The 20992-nt window shown below is 61.7% G+C and carries 20 protein-coding genes; 16 read left to right on the forward strand and 4 right to left on the reverse strand.

The window, feature by feature from the left end:
- Positions 1-24: 24 nt before the first annotated feature.
- Positions 25-915, forward strand: coding sequence for a maltose ABC transporter permease MalG (gene malG / locus ACZ1HN_RS01015; protein ID WP_299202616.1), 891 nt, complete (start codon positions 25-27; stop codon positions 913-915).
- Here the strand turns inward: malG and ACZ1HN_RS01020 are convergent.
- The 3 genes from ACZ1HN_RS01020 to ACZ1HN_RS01030 all read right to left on the reverse strand — a co-directional run bounded on the left by ACZ1HN_RS01020 (position 912) and on the right by ACZ1HN_RS01030 (position 2393).
- A complete protein-coding gene (locus ACZ1HN_RS01020; protein WP_472726110.1) occupies positions 912-1616 on the reverse strand; it encodes a hypothetical protein in 705 nt (234 codons plus the stop codon). The genes malG and ACZ1HN_RS01020 overlap by 4 nt on opposite strands.
- A gap of 197 nt (positions 1617-1813) precedes the next feature.
- Entirely contained in the window at positions 1814-2002 is a 189-nt protein-coding gene (locus tag ACZ1HN_RS01025) for a YceI family protein (protein ID WP_472726111.1), read from the reverse strand.
- On the reverse strand, positions 1950-2393 hold the full coding sequence (locus ACZ1HN_RS01030; RefSeq protein WP_472726112.1) for a YceI family protein: 444 nt from the start codon (positions 2391-2393) through the stop codon (positions 1950-1952). The genes ACZ1HN_RS01025 and ACZ1HN_RS01030 overlap by 53 nt, the downstream gene beginning before the upstream one ends.
- A 132-nt stretch (positions 2394-2525) precedes the next feature.
- Between ACZ1HN_RS01030 and ACZ1HN_RS01035 the strand changes: the two genes are divergently transcribed.
- The 8 genes from ACZ1HN_RS01035 (at position 2526) to ACZ1HN_RS01070 (ending at position 10909) form a co-directional block, all read left to right on the forward strand.
- Complete coding sequence (locus ACZ1HN_RS01035; protein ID WP_472726113.1) at positions 2526-3257, forward strand: endonuclease/exonuclease/phosphatase family protein; 732 nt, start codon at positions 2526-2528, stop codon at positions 3255-3257.
- 93 nt (positions 3258-3350) lie between these two features.
- Positions 3351-4040 (forward strand): CDP-alcohol phosphatidyltransferase family protein, encoded by a 690-nt coding sequence (locus tag ACZ1HN_RS01040; protein WP_472726114.1) that lies wholly within the window; start codon positions 3351-3353, stop codon positions 4038-4040.
- Positions 4041-4067: 27 nt separating this feature from the next.
- Entirely contained in the window at positions 4068-5681 is a 1614-nt protein-coding gene (locus ACZ1HN_RS01045; protein WP_472726115.1) for a sulfatase-like hydrolase/transferase, read from the forward strand.
- Positions 5678-6583, forward strand: a complete 906-nt coding sequence (locus tag ACZ1HN_RS01050) for a lysylphosphatidylglycerol synthase transmembrane domain-containing protein (protein ID WP_472726116.1) — start codon at positions 5678-5680, stop codon at positions 6581-6583. The genes ACZ1HN_RS01045 and ACZ1HN_RS01050 overlap by 4 nt, the downstream gene beginning before the upstream one ends.
- On the forward strand, positions 6580-7569 hold the full coding sequence (locus ACZ1HN_RS01055; protein ID WP_472726117.1) for an ABC transporter substrate-binding protein: 990 nt from the start codon (positions 6580-6582) through the stop codon (positions 7567-7569). The genes ACZ1HN_RS01050 and ACZ1HN_RS01055 overlap by 4 nt, the downstream gene beginning before the upstream one ends.
- Before the next feature lie 24 nt (positions 7570-7593).
- Positions 7594-8337: an ABC transporter ATP-binding protein gene (locus tag ACZ1HN_RS01060; RefSeq protein ID WP_299747551.1), complete on the forward strand. Its 744-nt coding sequence runs from the start codon at positions 7594-7596 to the stop codon at positions 8335-8337.
- Positions 8334-9869 (forward strand): ABC transporter permease, encoded by a 1536-nt coding sequence (locus ACZ1HN_RS01065; protein ID WP_472726118.1) that lies wholly within the window; start codon positions 8334-8336, stop codon positions 9867-9869. The genes ACZ1HN_RS01060 and ACZ1HN_RS01065 overlap by 4 nt, the downstream gene beginning before the upstream one ends.
- The gene (locus tag ACZ1HN_RS01070; protein ID WP_472726119.1) at positions 9866-10909 is read left to right on the forward strand and encodes a glycosyltransferase family 4 protein; all 1044 of its coding nucleotides are present in this window, start codon (positions 9866-9868) and stop codon (positions 10907-10909) included. The genes ACZ1HN_RS01065 and ACZ1HN_RS01070 overlap by 4 nt, the downstream gene beginning before the upstream one ends.
- A 359-nt stretch (positions 10910-11268) precedes the next feature.
- On the opposite strand, the gene ACZ1HN_RS01075 is transcribed toward ACZ1HN_RS01070, so the two are convergent.
- Entirely contained in the window at positions 11269-12825 is a 1557-nt protein-coding gene (locus ACZ1HN_RS01075) for an eCIS core domain-containing protein (RefSeq protein ID WP_472726120.1), read from the reverse strand.
- Between the two features lie 544 nt (positions 12826-13369).
- Here ACZ1HN_RS01075 and ACZ1HN_RS01080 point away from each other — a divergent pair.
- The 7 genes from ACZ1HN_RS01080 to ACZ1HN_RS01110 are packed head-to-tail and all read left to right on the forward strand — an operon-like array spanning position 13370 to position 20984.
- Entirely contained in the window at positions 13370-15580 is a 2211-nt protein-coding gene (locus tag ACZ1HN_RS01080; RefSeq protein ID WP_472726121.1) for a phage tail sheath family protein, read from the forward strand.
- An 18-nt stretch (positions 15581-15598) separates the two neighbouring features.
- Positions 15599-16114 (forward strand): phage tail protein, encoded by a 516-nt coding sequence (locus ACZ1HN_RS01085; RefSeq protein WP_472726122.1) that lies wholly within the window; start codon positions 15599-15601, stop codon positions 16112-16114.
- Between the two features lie 17 nt (positions 16115-16131).
- A complete protein-coding gene (locus ACZ1HN_RS01090) occupies positions 16132-16824 on the forward strand; it encodes a hypothetical protein (protein WP_472726123.1) in 693 nt (230 codons plus the stop codon).
- Positions 16821-17558: a hypothetical protein gene (locus ACZ1HN_RS01095; RefSeq protein ID WP_472726124.1), complete on the forward strand. Its 738-nt coding sequence runs from the start codon at positions 16821-16823 to the stop codon at positions 17556-17558. The genes ACZ1HN_RS01090 and ACZ1HN_RS01095 overlap by 4 nt, the downstream gene beginning before the upstream one ends.
- A complete protein-coding gene (locus tag ACZ1HN_RS01100) occupies positions 17555-18892 on the forward strand; it encodes a Pvc16 family protein (RefSeq protein WP_472726125.1) in 1338 nt (445 codons plus the stop codon). The genes ACZ1HN_RS01095 and ACZ1HN_RS01100 overlap by 4 nt, the downstream gene beginning before the upstream one ends.
- Positions 18889-20769, forward strand: a complete 1881-nt coding sequence (locus tag ACZ1HN_RS01105) for an ATP-binding protein (RefSeq protein WP_472726126.1) — start codon at positions 18889-18891, stop codon at positions 20767-20769. The genes ACZ1HN_RS01100 and ACZ1HN_RS01105 overlap by 4 nt, the downstream gene beginning before the upstream one ends.
- Complete coding sequence (locus ACZ1HN_RS01110; protein WP_472726127.1) at positions 20766-20984, forward strand: hypothetical protein; 219 nt, start codon at positions 20766-20768, stop codon at positions 20982-20984. Before ACZ1HN_RS01105 ends, ACZ1HN_RS01110 begins: the two co-directional genes overlap by 4 nt.
- Positions 20985-20992 lie beyond the last annotated feature (8 nt).

Below are 20992 nucleotides of genomic sequence, written 5' to 3' on the forward strand. Positions count from 1 at the left end.
TCTCGGCATGCCGGGGCGCGTCTCATGATCGTCGAACGCCCTCGCGACCTTCTGATCAAGAAGGTCCTTGCCCACGGCTTCCTGCTGGTCTTCCTCGGGCTGATCCTCTTTCCCTTCATCGTTGTCCTGTCGATTTCTTTCCGTGAAGGCAATTTCGCCGTGGGCAGTATCATCCCGGAAAACCCCACATTGGAACATTGGGTCTTGGCGTTCGGGTTCGACTATACCCGAGCCGACGGCACAGTGGTTGAACCGCCCTATCCGGTTCTGCGTTGGATGTGGAATTCGATCAAGATCGGCTTGATCGCCAGCACCGGTGTTCTGGCTGTGGCCACAATCTCTGCATATGCGTTCAGTCGGATACGCATTCGCGGCAAGGGCGCGATGCTGGATGGTCTGTTCCTGATCCAGATGTTCCCAACGACGCTGGCACTGGTTGCGATCTATGCCATTTTCGACACTTTGGGTGAGGTCTCACCCATCCTCGGCCTCGACAGCCATCTCGCGCTGATCCTGATCTATATGGCCGGAGTGACGCTGCATATCTGGACGATCAAGGGCTACTTTGACAGCATCGACACCGCACTCGACAAGGCCGCCGCCATAGATGGCGCGACGCCTTGGCAGACATTTCGCTTCATCTTCCTGCCACTCGCCGTTCCGATAATGTCTGTCGTTTTCGTCCTCGCCTTCATCGGTTTCGTCAATGACTATCCGATAGCTTCCGTCCTCATCCGGTCCGAGGACCAGATGACGCTGGCTGTCGGCAGCCGCCTCTACCTGAATGAATTCAGGTACTTGTGGGGAGATTTTGCTGCTGCCGCCATCCTCTCGGGCTTACCGATCACTGTTGTTTTTCTCATTGCTCAACGCTATCTCGTATCGGGTCTCAGCGAAGGTGCCGTCAAAGGCTAGGCACCTGTTGCGACGGAGAGTTTCTTCAACGAGCCATTCTCTATCCGCCGCAATGCGATCCGCATCATGCGTGGACACGAAAGCCCCGAACCTTTGGCATCGCCTTGGCAATCTTCGGCTGTGCCGTGATCAGTTTGGCCTTTTTTCGGAGCAGCGAACGTCGGCACCCCGCCAAAAGTGGTTTTCGCAGCTCTCGCAATGTGCGCAAACTGTGAGCTTGAACAGGTCACGATTGTGTTCTTGCAGCGAATGTCGGAAATGCGGGCTGCACACGTAGCATCGGTACCAAGCGCTGGAAGGCAGGTATGGGCCGTTTCTTTCGTCACCACGGGTATGGGTCTCACAGATACTGCACCGCATCCGACACGATCTCTAACCTTCGTTTCTGGCTGTGTCATCCGCAACCAAAGGACCTGCGTTACGCGCCAGTGTACCATCAACAAACGCGTCATTTCTTCTGCATTGATGGCAAGGAACCCCCATCCGAACGCCAAACCGAACCAGATCACCGCGGGGGCGGTGACGTGGATCGCGACTGACCACTGTGCACTTACATCAGTGACAATGGATGAGATCGAGTTGGCTACGGCGCACTGCACCCCGATGAAATGGGTCACGTTGATCGGGTGGATGATCAGGACGCACGCGAGGACCCCAAACACCATTGGGGGTTTCCAGAACGGCCGCAACGCCTCTTGCATAAAGCCATAGTAAGTCTGGTTTCAGAAACCAATGGGAGGGCGCCATTGGGATGCGAACCGTACGGAAACTGATCACTGGAGCAGTGCGGATACCTCTGACGCAGATCGGTAGGGATTTCAGCATGCTCTTTTTGTTGCATTATCTTTCGATGCAGCTTCAACGCATGTCGGATGCGTGAACGTTTTTGGTCCTAATATCACTCCATCTTCATCGCTTCGGTTTCGATGTTGATCCGAACCTCATCGCCAACCAGACCGTTGTCGACGCCATAGGTCATGCCAAAATCACTGCGCAGGATCGTGGTGGTCATCGACAAGCCCAACACTTCTCTCTTATGGCCGAAAGGATAGTCGGCGACCTTGTTGAGAGTCACGTCCAGTGTCACGGGTCGAGGTCACGCCCAAAATGGTGAGATCCCCCGTCACCGTGCCCGTCGTATCCCCGGTCGGAGTGCCTCCACTCGCGACAAAGGTGATGGCCGGGTGCGCCGACACATGCAGGAAGTCTTTGTTGCGCACATGCCCGTCGCGGGCGTCATTGAACGTGTTGACCGAACTCGCGTCGATGGTCACCGCCACGTCACTCAATTCCTGCATATCGACATCATAGTCGAATGCGCCGCTTAGGTCAGTGAAAATCCCCAAGGTACGGGCGTAGCCAATGTGCTCGATGGTAAAGTAGACATTGGTGTGTTCGGTATCCAGTTCATAACGCGCCATGTCGGCGTGTGCCGTGGTGGCAAAGGCCGCTGTCAGGGCTGCGGCGATGAGGGGCATGCGCATCGGGTTGTTCATCCTCTCTGGGGCGCAGGGCAGGTGGTATGTGAAAGAGCGTCGCCACCCGCGTTGCGCGGTCTACATGTTGTATCCGATATATAGGGCGTTAGTGCAGCAGGGCAGGTAAATGTAATGCGAGCGGGGCAACTTCGGTGCGCGACATGGAACGTCCACCGCGGCAAGGGCACTGACGGCAGAGTTGATCCCGCGCGTACTCTGAACGCGATCGACCGGGAACTGGCCCCGCGAGGTCTTGACGTTCTGGCCTTGCAGGAGGCGGACGAGGAATGCCGCCCACACGCGCGCATTTTTCACGTGGATCAAATCGCTGAAAGCACTGGGCTTAGTTACATTCACGAGCCCGCCTTGCGCTGGGGACCGCAGAGCGATGGGTTCCTTGGCACAATCCTATTCCTGTCGCCTGCACTCACTCCCACGCACACCGATGTCATCGACCTTCCGGGTCATTGCCACCGCGGAGCTGTTTCGGTCGAAACCTTGTTCGAGGGCCGTTCAGTCCGCATCATGAGCACGCATCTGTCACTGTTCCAGCCGCTGCGGATCGTGCAAATGCGCATCATTGGACAATACCTGCGTCGCCGACCGCAAATGCAGACCCTTCTTTTGGGGGATCTCAATGAATGGCGACCCTGGGGTGGGTTGATGTTTGACCGTCGTCTGGTCGGCACCCGCCTGCGGGGTCCAGTGCGCCCCACCTTTCCCAGCGCGCAGCCGCTCTTGCCGCTCGACCGTATCTTGACCGAAGCTCCGGGCGAGGTGCAGCAGATCCGGGCCGTGACATCCGCCGAGATGACCGCCGCATCGGATCACCTGCCGCTCGAGGCCGTTGTCACAGTTCCGTGACAGGGCTGAATATTCCACCGGCTCAAGTGTTATTCAAACTGTCAGACGGCAGCCAAAGACCTAGGTATTGCGGCGGAAAGAATGGAAAACCAAATGTTTCTTAGCACCCCACAAATCGTTGCGCAGCGGATCGAAGGGCAGGCGCCCGTCAGCACGTTCCTTGCCGTATCCGCCCTTGTCAGCGCGGCGCTGGCGCTGGCGGCGTTCTACACATTTGGCACGCTGACCGGGCCGGTTCTGGTCTTCGCGGCGATTGTCATGATCGCAACCTACGGTCTGATCCAAAACTACCCGCACCCGGTGCTGGGCCTGTGCAATGTTGTCACTTTGCTGCGGGCTGCGATGGTGGCCTTTCTGATTGGCGCCGTGCTTGTCCCCGGGGTGTCCGTGTGGGTGGTGTTCGGTTTGGCCGTCGCCGCCTTCGCGCTCGACGGGATTGACGGCTGGTTGGCGCGACGCGCGGGCCTTGTGTCCGACTTCGGCGCGCGGTTCGACATGGAAACGGATGCGGGGCTGGGCGCAGTCATATCCCTGTGGTTGCTCGCGAGCGGCACGACGGGACCCGAGATACTGCTCCTCGGGTTCATGCGCTACGCATTTCTCAGTGCAAGCTTTATCTGGCCGGCGCTCCAAGCCCCTTTGCCCGGCGTTCCGACGGAAGGCGATCTGCGTGGTTCAAATCACGGCTCTGATCGTTTTGATCTTTCCACTCACGCCGCAGGCGTTTGTGCTGCCCGTCACAGTGTGCGCCGTGCTGCTGCTGAGCTGGTCCTTCCTCGTTGACATCCTCTGGCTGGCGAGACGCGCTGCATGATACGGGTGGCGGCGCTTGCACTTGCGGCGGCGGTCATCTTCGCCGTTCTGGTCTTGCCGAACCACCCCGGCACGATGAAGTGGAGCGCGCTGAACCGCTGGCCGCTGGAATTGCCCGTCCTGCTGCTGGCGACGGTTGCTTTCGGACGGCGCTTTGGGGCGACGTATTTTCTGGCACTGCTTCTCGTGGTCTCGGTTGTGATCAAGGTCGCCGATTATGCGATGTTCAGCGCCTTCAACAGAACGTTCAACCCGATCCTCGACACATTCCTGATCTGGGCAGGGCTATCGCTGCTGCGGGACAGTGTTGGTGGCGTGCTGACCGTGCTGGCTGCGATCGGCGTTGTTGTGTTGCTGATCCTGCTTTTTGTCGCGCTCGAACGAAGCCTGCGTATCTGGGCCGGTCTGTCACCCGCCCGACCGTTGCGGATTTCGGCGGCGGTGCTTGCACTCTTTGGTGCAGGTTGGGCGGCGGCGGATGCGGGCCACCACCTTGAATATTGGCGGTTCGACAAAAGCCCCCCGGGCACGGCGTGGACGGCGCGTCTCACCCTTAAACGCGGGATCGAAGTGCAGCAAACCGCCGTCGAACTGGCCCGCTTTGCGCAAGACGCGCGCGTTGACGCCTATGCCGATGCAACCGGGATTCTTGATCGGCTCGAGGGCCGCGATGTCATCCTGATCTGGATCGAAAGCTATGGCCGCGCGAGCTTTGACAACCCGCTTTACGCACCGACGCATCTTGCAACGCTGCGCGCGGCACAGGCCGAAATCGCCCAGACCGGCATGGCCATGAAAAGCAGCTGGCTGACCTCGCCCACGTCTGGCGGTCAAAGCTGGCTTGCCCACGGTGCACTCGCCAGCGGGCTCTGGACGTCAGACAACGGGCGCTACAACGCGATGCTTGCCAGCGGTCACAAGTGGCTCTTTCACTTCGCACAGGACGCAGGCTACCGCACGTCCGCCATCATGCCCGCCATCACGGTGGGGTGGCCCGAAAGCCTTGTCATGGGGTTTGATCAGGTCTTTCCCGCAGCCGACATTCCCTACAAGGGGGACAAGTTTCGCTGGGTGACGATGCCCGACCAGTTCACACTGGCCGCATATCCGGACCTGTTGCCCGGCGACCCGGGCCCGGATTTCATTCAGATCGCCCTGATCTCCTCTCACGCCCCGTGGACCCCGATCCCGGACATCGTGCCGTGGGAGGCGATCGGAGACGGAACGATCTTCAACGACATGGCGGCGCGCGGGCCCGTACCCAAAGAGTTGTGGCGCGACCGGGATGCCGTGCGCGACGCCTATCGCCGGTCCGTCAACTATGTGCTGCAAACGACGTTTTCGCACGTGGCCCGTCTTGGCGAAGCCGCGCCACTCGTGATCGTCGCGGGCGATCATCAGGCCGCAGGGTTTGTGGCGGGCAGCGACAATATGGACGTCGCGGTTCACATGATCGGTCCACCTGCGGTTCTGGACCTCATAGCCGATTGGAACTGGACCGACGGCCTGATCCCCGCAGCGGATGGGCCAGTGCGGCGGATGGACAGTTTCAGAAACGACTTTCTTTCCGCGTTTTCCAGAAACATCGTTTCAAAGGTCGTGTCGCGGTGACGGTCCGCTGGCTCAAGCTTGCCGTCTCCACAGCCTGCCTTGCCGCGCTGCTGTGGTGGACCGATGCTGCAGCGGTGGTGGAACGGTTGCAAAACGCCGACATGACGTGGATCACGCTGGGACTGCTGGCAATCACGGCGTCCACGTTCGCAATGGCAAGCCGTTGGAAAATCGCCGCAAGCGAAATCGGCGTCCAGATCACCTATCCGGTGGCCGTGCGCGAATATTATCTCGCCCAACTCATCAACACGGTGCTTCCTGGCGGCGTCGCAGGCGACGTCACGCGAGCCGTCCGCGCGCGGCACACGGCGGACCTGAACCGCGCCGCACAATCGGTCATGGCCGAGCGCCTGCTGGGCCAGATTGCGGTCCTCGCGTTTATGTTCGTTGGCTTTGCCGTGGCGCTTTTGGTGACGGGTGGCCTTGAATTTGGCCAACTGGGGTGGGTGGTGATGACCGCCCTCGCAGGTTGCATCATCGTTGCCGTAGCGGTGTCGAGATTGCAAAACGCAACCGGCCGATTTCTCCGCATGACCTTTCAGCTGACGCGCCGCCCTGTGGTGATCCTGCATGGCCTGATCACGACGCTTTGTCTCGTCTTTGGCTTTTACGCCTGCGCGCGCGCAACCGGCGTCATCATGCCAGCCGAAGCACTGGCAACCTTGATCCCGCTGATCCTCTGCGCGATGCTGATCCCTCTATCGGTCGGCGGTTGGGGATGGCGTGAAGGGGCGGCCGCCGCTCTTTTTCCGATCATCGGAGCCCCTGCCAGCGCGGGTGTCGCGACCGGCATCACCTACGGTGTTGTCCTGCTTGCCGCAGCACTGCCCGCAGCGGTTATACTCGTCGCACAGCCCCCTCTCGACACTGCCTCATCCAAAGGGAAACCTGACCTACCATGACACAACCCGCTCATCTCACCCGCCGCTTTTTTCTGCAAACCAGTGCCGCAGGCGTCGCCACCGCCGCCGCGGGCGTACCCGCCTTTGCGGCGCGTGACGTCAATTTCCAGCTGTCGTGGCTCCATTCCGTCCAATTCGGCGGCAGCTACATCGCCGCCAACAAGGGATATTGGAGCGACCTCGGCCTCAATGTCTCGCTCAGCCAGGGCGGACCCAACGCGCCGGTCGAGCCGCCCGTGGTCTCGGGCGCGGCATTGGTTGGCATCTCGGCTGCCGACTACACCGCCGCGGCGGTGGCCCAGGGTGCGCCTTTCAAGATCATCGCCGTGGCCATGCAGAAGAACCCCTTCGCCATCGCGTCACTGGCGAGCAACCCGGTGAACACGCCCGATGATCTGGTCGGCAAGCGGATCGGCATGGCCGTGGCCAATACGCCCGTACTACAGGCGCTGTGCACGCTGAATAACGTGGACATCAACGACATCGAAATTGTCCCAACCCAGTATGACCCGGCACCACTTGTCATTGGTCAGGTCGACTGTCTGCTGTGCTGGGAGACGGACCTGCCCGTGGCAATGACCGTGCAGGGCGTCGACAATACCACTATGCTGATGGCCGACCACGGCTACGCCCTGCATTCGCAGACGTACATCACGACCGAAGACACATTGGCCAACCGACGCGCCGATCTCTTGGCCCTGCTCAAGGGCGAGGTCATGGGGTGGAATGACTACCTTACCGACACCGATGCCGCCGCCGCACTGACGGTCGAGATGTTCCCCGATGCGGGCCTCGATCTCGAAGCGCAAAAGCTACAGGCCGCGCGTCAGGTGCCCCTTATGTTCAGCGACCTGACCGAAGAGAGCGGGTTCGGCTGGTTTACCGACCACACCGTCGCTTCAAATATCGAGACGCTGGCCTTACTGGGGCAGGATGTGCCGGCAGACCTGTGGGATCGGTCCCTGCTCGAAGAGGTGCACGGCTGACTGAAAACCAAGGTCTGTTCGGGCATGGCCAGCGTCGACATCCATTGCAATGACGTCAGCAAGAGCTTTGGCGCGACGGACGCGGTCGCGCCATTCTCTGTCACACTTGCTGCCGGGCAGACCACGGCGCTTGTGGGCCCCTCGGGCTGTGGCAAGTCGACGATCCTGCGGATGATCGCGGGGCTCGAGGCTCCGGACACCGGCACCATCCTGTTGGGCGCGGAAATACCCCGCGCCGTGGCCCGGCGGGGCGGAGTGGCAATGGCCTTTCAGGACCCGACGCTTTTGCCTTGGCGCACCGTGCGCGCCAACGTTGCATTGGGCGCGGAACTGGCGCGCAAACCTGCTGGCGACATTGATGCGCTGATCGACCTTGTTGGATTGAAGGGATTTGCCAACCACCGTCCGGCGGAGCTGTCAGGCGGGATGCGCCAGCGCGCCGCAATTGCACGCAGCCTCGTCTCGACACCGGAGGTTCTGCTGCTCGATGAACCCTTTGGCGCGGTCGACGCGATGACGCGCAGGCGGTTGAACGCAGAGCTCCCGCCGCTCTGGCGGTCGCGCGGGGCTACGGTGGTGCTGGTCACCCACTCCGTTCAAGAGGCGGTCCTGTTGTCCGACCGTGTGCTGGTCTTGTCGCCACGGCCTGCGCGGCTCGTCGCAGACATTCCAATCGACCTGACCGGTGCACGTGACAGCGAGTTGTTCGATACGCCTGCGTTTCTGGCCCTGTCACGCGCAGTCTTTTCCGCGTTGGAGCAGCCATGACCGCCGCGCTGCGCCATACCGCGCCAATCCTCCTCGCCCTGGCGATTTGGGAGGGTATTGCTCGCATCAGTTCAGGTGGCTTTCTCGTCAGCGGTCCAACAGCGATTGCACGTTACATGGTCGACAATGCCGCGCTGCTTGCCCGTGCCATGGCCGAGACGTCGATCAACGCGGCGTGGGGCTTTCTTTGGGGCAATCTTGGCGCGATGGTGCTGGCCGCTGCGATCATGTTGGTGCCGCGCAGCGAACGCGCGCTGTCCGCGCTGGCCCTGCTGGTCTTTTGCGTACCGCTGATTGCCAGTGGCCCGATCCTGCGGGTGCTGTTCGGGCCGGGGCAGGGGCCCCAGATCACGCTGGCCGCGCTCGCCGTGTACTACACAACGCTGCTGGCGCTGCTCGTTGGTTTGCGTGCTGTTTCGCAGAATTGGACTGACCTCATGCAGGTCTACGGGCACGGTGCGGTCTCAACGCTCGTTCGGGTGCGCGCCCGTGCAAGCCTACCTTACCTGTTTGTCGGACTTCAGATCAGCGCACCCGCCGCTTTCCTCGGCGCGATGATCGGGGAGTTCACCGGGGCCGAACGTGGGCTCGGCGTGCTGACGCTGCGTGCCATGCGCGGGCTGGATACCGACGCGACGTGGACGCTCGCGCTGCTCGCGGCGCTTATCGCGCTGGCCGCCTACGCGCTGATCGGAAAACTGGGCGAACGGATGGTCGGCTACAAACCGGTCATTCTTTTGTCTGCGCCCGCCGCGTCCATGCCCAAACCACCCTGGGCGCGCCTTGCTGAAGTGGCACTCATCGCGGCCCTGGTCCTTGCCCTGTGGCAATTGTCGATGGACGCGTTCGGCCTCAACCGTTTCTTCGCAAAACGGCCCGGCGATGTGTGGGCATTCCTGACGGACCCCCAGAACCGCAACACCCTGCTGGCGGCGCTGTCCGAAACCCTGTCTTTTGCACTGCCGGGCTATCTTGCGGGACTGGCCTTGGGGGCCGGGCTGGCGGCTGTACTGGTCCTGTGGCCGCCCTTGTCCCGCGCGGCCCTGCCCGTTGCGGTCGCCCTGCGCGCCGTGCCGATTATCACCACAGCGCCACTCTTGGTGTTGGCATTCGGACGCGGTTTGATCGGAACTATCGTTGTTGTTGTGGTAATGATCTTCTTCCCTACGTTTGTCGCTTGCCTCCAGGGGCTGCGCCAGACACCGGGTCAGACCGTCGATCTGTTCAAGAGCTATGGGGCTGGGCGCTGGCATCTGCTGCGTGCGGCCCAGATCCCCGCCATGCTTCCTGCCTTTTTCGCCTCTGCCCGCATGGCCGTCCCGGCGGCCCTTCTGGCGGTCACGACGGTGGAGTGGCTGGCGACGGGCAAGGGGATCGGTGTCCTGATGGCCATGACGGCCAGCACGTCCAACTATAACATGCTGTGGGCCTGCGTTGCGGTGTTGGCGGTCGTCGCGGTGGGGTTTTACGCGCTTGTTGCCGCACTGGAACGGGCCGTCCTTCGGACCTATGCAAGCGAGCAGGTGACATGACACAGGCCGTTTTCGCCATCCCCGGCGACAAGGATCGCCGCACCGGCGGGTTCATTTACGAAGCGCGCGTGCTGAAAGAGCTGAACGACATCGGTTGCGCCACGCAGCATTTGCAATTGCCCGACAGCTTCCCGGATCCAACCCCGTCCGATATGGTCGCCACCCTCGCGGCCCTGCACGCCGTCCCTGATCACCACCCCATCATCCTCGACGGCCTCGTCTTTGGCGCCATCGACCCGGACGGTTTGGCCAAGGTAAGCGCGCCGGTCATCGCCATGGCGCACCATCCGCTCGGGCTCGAAACCGGGCTGCCTGCTGCGCGTGCGTCCTTTCTTTTGCAGAACGAGGCAGCGGCCTTGCGTCACGTCGACCATGTCATCGTTCCAAGTGAGGAAACCGCCCGCATCCTCTGCCGTGACTTCGATGCCGATGCAAACAAGGTCACAATTGCACCACCCGGCTTCGACAGGCCCGTCGTCAACCGAAGCCCGACGGATCCACCGCTTGTCCTGTCGGTCGGACTGCTCGCCCCGCGCAAGGGCCACGACGTCCTGCTGACCGCGTTGGGTCATCTGCGCGATATGCCATGGCAGGCCAGCATCGTGGGCAAGGCCCATGATCCCGTCTATGCAGCCGCGCTTCGCGGTCAGTCCCGCGATCTCGGGATCGATGAACGCGTGCACTTCGCGGGAGAGATCGACCAAAACGCTCTGTCATCGCTGTTCAATGCGGCATCCGTCTTCGTCCTCGCGACCCGCTACGAAGGCTACGGCATGGTTTTGAGCGAGGCGATGCAATTCGGGCTTCCGGTGGTGTCGTGTCGCGTCGGTGCTGTGCCCGATACTGTTTGGGATGCTGGCGTTCTGGTTCCGCCCAATGATCCGAAAGCCCTCGCACACGCAACGCAACTGATACTGCAAGACCGTAAGAGAGCCGAAGAGTTGTCCCGCCTATCCACCCAAAGATCCAATGCTCTTCCGCGATGGAGGCATACCGCACGCATATTCGCAGACGTCATTGCGAAGGTGAAAGCCGCGTGACCGTCAGCCTGACTACGAGCGCTGTCGCTGGCGGTCGGAGATGCCAACGTGTGTCAGACTTTGCGTGCGCGGCGTGTCCGTCGTCAGATGTTTTGGGACAGATGGCTGCCTGATCCAAGAGAGAGTCTGGCTCATCTGGTTCATGTGATTGCCTGACGTCAGCGCCATTGGAACAGTTTAGGGCGATTTGATAAGGGAGGGTTTCTGGCACGTCGTAACCACCAAGGAGTGGAGATGAGACGGAAACCCGGAGCCAAACAGAGCCACGGCGACGGCGGGTTTTTCAAATTCCTTGGTAGAGCCTATTCAAACCCGGTCAGCCTTGTGCACGATGCAACGCGGAGACTGTTATGTTTGAGTCAAGGTCCGGACGATGGTTCGGGAAGTTTGGGCATCACCGGCCACATGATTGTTGGGTTGTGTATGCCCTTGAACGTCTTCGCCTCCTTGGTGATCCCGCGCTCGGCACTTAGCCTTTTTGCACCCTTGACCGTACCGTCCTTATTGAAGGTGAGGAATCCTCCGAACTGGTCCAGAAAATAAAACTTGGGCGCGGCGACGTCATTACGGTCCACCATGATCATCACCATGTGATGCGCATGGAGCGACACCAGGAAGAAATACACTCCCGGTTCGGGATCCTTCGAGGTCTCGGCCAGCAGGGTGTCCTCGAAGTCGGGGGTCCAACGCCCGGCCTTAGCCTGATAGGAGAAAACCAACCGTTCCCCCACCGCACCGTGGCGTCGCAGGAGGTGGGCCAGCCGAGTAACGTTGGCCCCATCTTCGGATCTTGCGTTTGCTGCCTTGGCAGGACCGATGACCTCGGGTTCGATCAATGCGCTCATCCCTTGGTTGCCTGCGTTCATGCACTGCAGACGGCTCAGGCGGCCTGATGCGGCTTTCTTGTCCCAGCGCTTGTAGACCCGCTTCATCTTGTGTGACGGCTTGAGGCCACCTTCCTCGGGTGCTTCATCGACCCAGCGCCCGGTTCCCCCGGCGCGCTTTTGCGCCTCATCGCCAATCGGCTCATGGTCGACCTTCTGGTCATACATAGTCTCCCAGATGAGCTCGCCGACATTCCTGCGGCCCACTTTTGCGTCGGGATAGTCGACGGTGAAGATTTCGACGAGGTCTCGTTTCGAGGTCTCGGAAAGTGGCTCGATGTCCGCCAATAGTTCGCTGGGTTTCCCATACCCGTCTGCCAACACCTTCTTTTGGATGGAGCTAAGAGTGGGGTCACTCTCGCTGGCTTCTGCCTCGCCGGTGGGCGGCGCGCACTGCACAAGGCCGGGCGCTGTGCGCTGAACGGTATGGACCAGTTCATGGGCTATGAGCCGTTTGCCCAACAGCGTGTCGGGATGGTACTCGCCATTCGCGAAGCCGATGTGATTTCCAAGCGTGTAGGCGCGTGCATTGATGCCACGGGCGGCGGTGCCGGTGCGGGTGTCGTCATGGATGCGTATCTTGGAAAAGTCCTGGCCCAGGCGCGGCTCGAAATAGGACCGCTCGTATCGCGGGAGGGGACGTCCCCCGGAGGAGATCGCCGCCGCCGCTTGCGTGACGTTGCCCGCGTTTGACGGGGCAGCCCCAGACGGTTTTGACCGGATCTCCTGTGCGTTGTCGCCCTTGTCATCCACGACCTGGCGTCGAAGCCCGGCCGCAGTGTCAGGGGTTGAAGGATTTGCGGTCATTGCGTCCGGGACTGCCTGATCGGCGACGCGGTCGGCCTCCTGTTCGTACCTGTCTCCGGGCGTATTGAGGGTGAGATTTGGTCTGATGCCGCGTTTCTCCTGCGCCTCGCGCTCCAGGAGCCCCTCTCTCCCTGAAAGACCCACCGCTTCCCCGGAGGCGCGCTGAAACGCACTTGCCCGTCGAGGCGTGACATCCGGTTCTGGCGGGGCGTACACGCGGGTCATAGGAAAAATCTCCTAACGATTGCGGCGTCATTCAAAGTTAAACCGACAAGTCCCCGTTTGATTGGGATCGTAGCACTGAGGGGGCCGGAAAGCGAGACAGAACTAAAGAGCACAGTAACGTCCGCACCTTGCAGAGCACTCCAGAAGCCTGCGGCAGCGGCCATTCGTGTGCCGTCTGGCGGAGTGCCGAAAACAGTGTGAAAAGAGATGATTACGCAGATTTGAAAACGCTTTGGGTTGACAGCTCTTACTGATTCCCCAGAGCGGCACTTGACTCGAATCGTTAATTTCCGCCTCCTAAAGGGGTGCAGCGATGCACAGCCGGGGGGCTACGGACAGACTTACAGTGAATCCATGCTTTGCTGCTTGCGAGGCAACTTGTTTATTGCGCGATTATTTCTTTGCAGGCCACGTGTGCCTCTGATGTCCTTATAAAATCAAAAGTAGCGCCGAGTTTTATTGGATTTGACTGCCGCATAGTTAAAGCAAGGGAGTTGTTCCATGCCTGTCAACGTGTCCTATCCCGGAGTTCTATATTCAGGAGGTGCCGAGCGGTTCCCGCGCCATTGCCGGTGTGCCAACCTCCATCGCGGCGTTCATCGGCTATACAGTGCGCGGCCCGGTGAGCGAGCCGGTTCAGATTTTCTCTTACGCGGATTTCGAGCGGCAGTTCGGAGGGTTCGATGCAGATAGCGATCTTAGCTATGCGGTGAACCACTTCTTTTTAAACGGTGGTGGCACGGCATGGATCGTGCGGGTGGCGGCGAATGCGGAAGCGGCCACTGTGGGACTGCTGGATTTCGACGGCAACCCGAGCCTGACGGTGGAGGCTTCCTCTGAGGGTGCTTGGGGGAACAATCTGCAAATCACGGTGGATCACGACACTTCCGATCCCTTGAACACGTTCAACCTCACGATCGTCGAATTGGGGGAGCGGAACGGGAATCCGGTTGAGCTGCGGCGGGAGGTACATCGCAATCTTTCGATGAACGACAGAGCCGCAACCTATGCCGTGGATACGGTAAATGCTGCTTCCGATCTGGTGGAACTGACGGATGACAGCGTGGGTGGCGGCGCCGGTTTTGCGCGGAGCCGGGATATTCCTCAGGCGGTGATAGATGATCTTAATGCGGATCGGCGGCGAATGGTTGTGTCCGTCGATGGGAGCCTGCCAACAGAGATTACCCTCTTTAACGAGGGCGACGCGCCGCCTGCGACGCGCGCAGCGATTGAGACGCGGATCGTGGCGCAGATCGGCGCGATGCTGCCAGGGGTTGCTGCTGTATCGAGTGCAATCGAGGGCGATCAGATCGTGATTACTTCGGGCACGAGCGACCGTCGCTCAGCCGTGGTGTTCCGCAACGCGCCGCAGCAGAATGCAGCGGCGCATCTGGGCTTTGGAGCTGCCAATGGTGGTATCGAGGTGTCCGGTGCGGCAGAGTTGCGGCCTGCGCTGCCCCACACGACGATTGCGGATTTCGCGGCGCTGACGGGCGCCATCGAGGCCAATGACGAGTTGCAGTTCGATCTGGTGGATCTGACGGATCCAGGAACGTCGCTCGCGGATGTGACGGCTGTGTTCGCGGCGGTGCCAGCCGATGAAGAAGAGGTGCGCGCGGCCATCGAGGCGGCGCTGCAGGCGGATGCGGCCCCGGCGCTGGCGGGTGCAACGGCGACGATTGTGAACGGAGCGTTGCGGGTCGTGCCGGGCGCGGCGAACCCGGTTACGGGCATTCTGATCTCGGATGCGGTGGGTGACGCGCTCGCCTCGTCGGGCGTGGATGTGCTGGCCAATGTTGGCTTTTATCAGCCTGGCGTTGGCCCGACTGTAGGTGCGCAGGTGTCGGGCATCACCGGCGCAGATGGGGACCCACCAACGCTGACTGCCGAGATCGTGGGCGACCGGATTCAGAAAACGGGGATATTCGCGCTCGAGGATGCCGACATATTCAACATCATGTGCCTGCCGGGCATTCAGGATGAGCCTGCGCTGACAGCGGCGGTCGCCTATGCAGAAGAGCGGCGTTCGATGATCATCATCGACATCGATCCCAATGTGGATACGCTTGAGGAGGCGCGCACTTGGATTGAGGGCGGGCCCTTCCCCTCGAACAACGCGATGGCTTATTTCCCTCGCATTCGCATGGCGGACCCGTTGCAACAGAACCGGCCGCGACCTTTCCCGAATTCGGGGGCAATGGCGGGGGTTATGGCACGCACGGACAATGCGCGCGGCATCTGGAAGGCTCCGGCTGGCATTGAGGCTGGGCTGCGAGGCGTTCAAGAGCTCGACTATGCGCTCAGTGATCCGGAGAATGGCGTGTTGAACCCGTTGGGGCTGAACTGCCTCCGGAGTTTTCCCGTTTATGGCACGGTGGCTTGGGGCGCGCGCACGCTCGTCGGGGCGAACGCGCGGGCGAGCGAATGGAAGTACATCCCGGTGCGGCGCACGGCGCTTTTCATTGAAGAAAGCCTTTATCGTGGCACGCAATTCGCCGTTTTCGAGCCAAATGACGAGCCTTTGTGGGCTGAGATCCGGCTTTCGGTTGGATCCTTTATGAACAACCTCTTTCGGCAGGGTGCGTTCCAGGGATCAACACCGCAGGAGGCGTACTTCGTCCGATGTGACAGCACGACGACGACGCAGGCGGATATCGATCTTGGCATCCTGAACGTCCTCGTTGGTTTCGCGCCGCTGAAGCCAGCCGAGTTTGTCATCATCTCGCTCCAGCAGATCGCTGGACAGGGTCAGTAAGCGCAAAGGAGAAAGACTATGGCTGAATTCAGTGTGAATCCGCAGCGCTTCGATCCCTACAAGAACTTCAAGTTCCGTGTCCGTTGGGACGGGCGCTTTGTGGCGGGGATTTCCAAGGTAGGGGCGCTCAAGCGGTCCACCGAGGTGGTCGAGCATCGCGTCGGTGGGGATAGTTCGACGGGGCGAAAATCGCCGGGACGTACAAAGTTCGAGCCGATTACGCTGGAGCGCGGCGTGACCCATGACGAGGATTTCGAACGCTGGGCAAACCTTGTGTGGAACGTCGAGGCGGGATTGGGGGCCGAAGTTTCGCTCTCCGACTTTCGCAAGGACATCATCCTAGAGATGTACAATGAGGCGGGACAGTTGGCGATTGCCTATAAAGTGTTCCGCTGCTGGGTATCGGAATTCCAAGCGTTGCCGGAGTTGGACAGCAACGCGAACGCCGTCGCCATCCAATCCATCAAGCTGGAGAACGAAGGTTGGATCCGCGATGTGGAGGTGCAGGAGCCGACCGAGCCCTCCTTCGCCTGATCTGAAATGAGAGTCTGATGGCACAGCATCTGACATCCACCAGCATCCTGCAGGCGTGGGAGGCCGGGGTGGGCCGCCGCCCACTGGATCGCGGTTTGGCACTGCTTTGGGCGGCTGGTGTATCCGGAGATTTGGCAGCGTTGCCATTGGCTGAGCGGGATCGCGGACTGTTACTGTTGCGGGCAGCGACGTTTGGGCGCGACTTGGAGGCGCAAGCGGTTTGCCCGGACTGCGGTGAGGTGTTGCAGTTAGCATTGGATGCAGAGGCTTTGGCGGGCGCGTTGCCGGAGATGGCCGAAGAGATTGTTGGCGTCGGCGACGACGAGATTTGGCTACGACCGTTGACGAGCCGCGATTTGGCCGCCGTGGTAGCCGTGCCGAATGCAGACCTGCCAGCCGCTTTGCGGGCCCGGGCGACAGGAGGGGAATGTATTCCACCGACGTTGGTCGCGGAGATCGACGCCCGGCTTGAAGCGCGGGAGGCCGAGGGGGAACTGACGACGCGGTTGTCCTGCACAGCATGCTCTGCCGTGTGGACAGAGGTGCTGGACGTTGTAGCACTTGTCTGGGCCGAGGTGGAAGCAACGGCGTTGCGGCTTTTTGGTGAGGTTGCAGAATTGGCAGCCGCGTTCGGCTGGGCCGAGCGGGATATTCTGGCACTTTCAGCTGTGCGGCGGCAGACATACCTGCGGATTGCGAGAGGCGGATGAGCAGTGTGTTGCAGCGGCTGGTCGCGCGCGCCGCGGGCGGAGAGAAGCCCGGATTGCAGGCGCGTCTGCCAGCACGGTTCGAAGCTGGCGGCATGACGGAGGACGGATTTTCCGAGCGGGTGGAGGACGTTGCGGCCGAGCCTCGGCACGCGCGTGAGGAGTCTTCGCCGCGACCTGTCAGGGAGGTGCCTGCCAGCGAGAGTATGACCGAGGACGTGCGCGCCGAGTCCTTAGAAGCACGTTTTTCACCCGACATGCCATCTCCGGCGGTGCCGAAGCGACGGACCGAGCCGGAGCGTGAGGATCGGCAGGACGATGGGCCGCTATTCGTAGAAGTTCGAGAGGGTTCCGATGGTACATCAGTTGGGCCAGCACCTCTTTTGACCGCCGAGGAGCGCGTGATGGAACGCGTTGTTAAGGAGGAGCGGCTGGTAGCGGAAAGCGCGCCACCCAGTGCATTCCTTGCAGGGGATGAACCTCCTGAGCCGCTGTTGCCGACTGAGCCCGCTGAGCGCGAGGTCGGATCTTGGCCCGTTGCGCCGATGCCCGCGCAACGTGTTGAGCGAGGGACGCCGTTGGGCGAACCGCTGGACACGCAACCGCCCGAGATTTCCATCCATATCGGGCGGATCGAGGTGCGCGGTGAGGCCGAAAAGGTGGCCCCGCGGAAACGGGCGCAGCGGGACCTGAAGCTGTCCTCACTGTCCGACTTTCTTGGCGGGGGTGCGTCGTGAGCAATGTGCTGGCTATCTCCGCGGTGACGCAGTTGATGAAGGACCTCATCAACGATGCGATGATCAACGGAAATATCAGCCAGGTGCTGGGCTCGGATTTCACCGTGACGGCATTGCCGCCGAACCGCGTGGTTTCGGAGAATTCGGCGGACCAGGCGACGCAGTTGAACCTTTTCTTGTACCGCGTCTCGCCGAATGCGGCGTTGCGGAACTCGGATATGCCGACACGGAACCGGGCGGGTGATTTGGTGTGCCGGCCGCGTCTCGCGCTCGATCTGCACTACATCTTGACGGCGGTTTCGGCAGAGGAGCTGCACGCGGAGATACTGCTGGGCTACGCGATGCAGCTTTTCCACGAACAGGCGATGCTTCCGCGTGAGGTGATCCGGGAAGCGCTGAACCTTGCGATCATCGATCAAATACTGCCGCCCGAGGATTTCGACCCGATCCGCGCCTCCGAACTCGCTGATCAGGTGGAGATGATCAAGATCACGCCGCGGACGCTTTCTATGGACGATATGTCGAAGCTCTGGACGGCGTTTCAGGCGAGCTACAGGACGACGGTGGCCTATGACGTCTCTGTCGTGCTGATTGAGCGGGAATTGCCGGTGCGACCAAGCTTGCCGGTTTTGTCGCGGGGCGGGCTGGTGGACCCGGAGACAGAGCGCGACCCCGGTTTGACTGTGCGCCCGGACCTGGCGAACACTGTACCGACGCTGACGGCGGTCACGCCGGAAGACGGGCATCCGGTGATGCGGCTGGGCGGGAACGTGGTGCTGGAGGGGTTCGCGCTGGATGGCGCAGAGGTGACAGTGCGCTTCACCGAACCCGGCACGGGTGTTGTGCTGGCCATGCCGCCGCTTGAGCCGGCAGCGCCGAACCGGTTGGTGGTGACGCTTCCTGAAGGGGTGCCGCTCTTGCCAGGATCGCCGCAAACGGGCGGGGTATTCGACCCGGCGCGTTGGCGTGTTGGCGCGTACGTCATTGATGTTTCGATTTGGGATACTGAGGGGCGCGAGATGGTTTCCAACGCCTTGCCCCTTGCGCTGGCGCCATTGAGCACGGCCTCGGCCTTGGCGGTGCTGGCGGATGTGGAACTGACGCTGACCTGTGCGCCGCCGATTAGGCCTGGACAGACGGTGGCGATTGCCGCTGGAGCGTCGGCGATACCAGTGGACACGCCGGTGGTGCCGGTAAATGAAGCATCCGCCACGTTCGCTGGCCTGACCTCTGGCGTTGAGGTGCCGGTGCGATTGCGTGTCGATGGGATCGACAGCCCGGTGATCGACCTGACAACAGAGCCCCCGAGCCTTGAAACGGTGACGATCCCATGACGGTGACGATGCAGACAACGCCCGAGATGGAGTTGGCCCTTCTGCGGGAAGGGCTGGAGGCGACAATCGGCTCTGTCAAGGCGCGGCTTTCGGCATTGGCGGAGGGTACGGCACTACCGCCTTTCTCAGTATCCAAGGAGAGTGCGTTGCTTCGGCTGTCGACGATCTTCCGGTTGACGGAGGTTGAGCAGGAATTGCTGGTGCTTGCCGTGGCGGTTGAACTCGATGGGGCGACGGCGGCCGTGGTTCAGGCGCTTGGCGGGCGCGACGTGTGCGATGTGTCAGTCGCGGAGCGCCTCGTGGGTCCGGCGATTTGGGATGCGCTTGTGCCCGAAGCGCCGCTGCGGCGGTGGCGGCTGCTGGAACTTGGCGGGACTGGGCCGCTCTGGCAGCGAAGCTTGCGCGCGGATGAGCGGATCGTTCATGCTTTGCTTGGTACGATGTACCTCGACCGGCGGTTGGAAGGCATGGTGCGCCCGGTTTGGGCCGACGGAGTCGTGAGCGCCCGGGAGCGCGACTTGGCCGAGCGGTTGGCGCAGGCCTGGCGAGGTGTGGCGCGCCCGCCGGTGATCCTGCTAGGCGGACGGGATGCAGCTGCCAAGCGCGCGCTTGCAGCGGAAGCCGCAGCGCGGCTGGGCATGGGGCTTTATCGGATCGCGGCGGTGGATATTCCAGCCGATTGGGTGCAACGCCACGCGCTTGCGATCTTTCTGGACCGGGAGTTGGCGCTGTCCTCTGCAGCCGTGCTGATCGAAGGTGCAGGGGAGGCTTTTGCAGATCTGATCTCTGGCCCAACAATCCTGGCAGCGGACGACCCGGACTTGCCGGAGCGTCAGCCCGTGCTGCGGCTTGATCTGGCCGGGGCGGACCGGCGTGAGCGGCGGGATCTTTGGCAAAAGGCGTTGGGACCCCGGGGCGAGGCGGCATTGCTTGATCGCGTTGCGGCGCAGTTCGCATTGCCGCCATCGGCCATTCGCGCGGCAGCGGCAGAGGTGGAACCGGGCATTGCGCCGGAGGCACTGACCGGACGGCTTTGGCAGGCGGCGCGGTTACAGGGGCGGCGAGCGCTGGATGGGTTGGCCGACCGGATCGAAAGCCGGGCAGGCTGGCGTGACCTTGTGCTGCCGGAAGATCAGCTTTCTGTTCTCAAGGATCTTGCAGGACACCTGCGCGATGCTTGGGTGGTAAACCAGGAGTGGGGCTGGGAAGGCAAAAGCCCGCGCGGCCTGGGTGCGGCGGCGCTTTTTGCCGGGCCTTCGGGCACCGGTAAGACGCTGGCGGCAGAGGTACTGGCAGGCGAACTGGCACTCGATCTCTACCGGATCGACCTGTCGCAGGTTGTTTCCAAGTATATCGGTGAGACCGAAAAGAACCTGTCACGGATTTTCGAGGCGGCGGAGGACGGTGGGGCGATCCTGCTGTTCGACGAAGCGGATGCGCTCTTTGGCAAACGCTCGGAGGTGAAGGACAGCCATGACCGTTATGCGAACGTGGAGGTAAGTTACCTCTTGCAGCGGATGGAAGCCTATTCAGGTCTTGCGATCTTGACCACAAACCAGAAAGGCGCGGTGGATACGGCGTTCTTGCGGAGGCTCCGTTACGTGTTGAATTTCCCGTTCCCCGATGCGGCGGCGCGGGCGGAGATCTGGGCGCGGATATTCCCGGACGAGACGCCGCTTGACGGGGTCAGGCCGGACGCGCTTGCGGCGCTGAATATTGCCGGGGGTGCCATTCGCTCCATCGCGCTCAACGCTGCTTATCTGGCAGCCGGCGTTGGGGAACCGGTGCGTATGGGGCATGTGCTGCGGGCCGCGCGGCGGGAATACACCAAACTTGAGAAGCCCTTCACGTCGGCAGAGATGGGGGCATTTCGATGAGTGGCACTCGGATCACACTTCGGATTGACCGGGTTGTCGTGGATCAGCCCGGATTGACGCCGGACGCGCTGGACAGCGCGTTGCGCGCGGCGATCGAGACGCATTTGGCCGAGCGTGGGACCGCCGCATTTGTAGGGGAGCGCGCGCGACGGCGACTGCGCAAATGCCACGGGCAGCGGATGCCTTGCCGGTGCGCCTTGCCTCTGCGGCGCTGAAGGCGGTG

It is taken from the genome of Tateyamaria sp. GN1-10 (assembly GCF_055693845.1).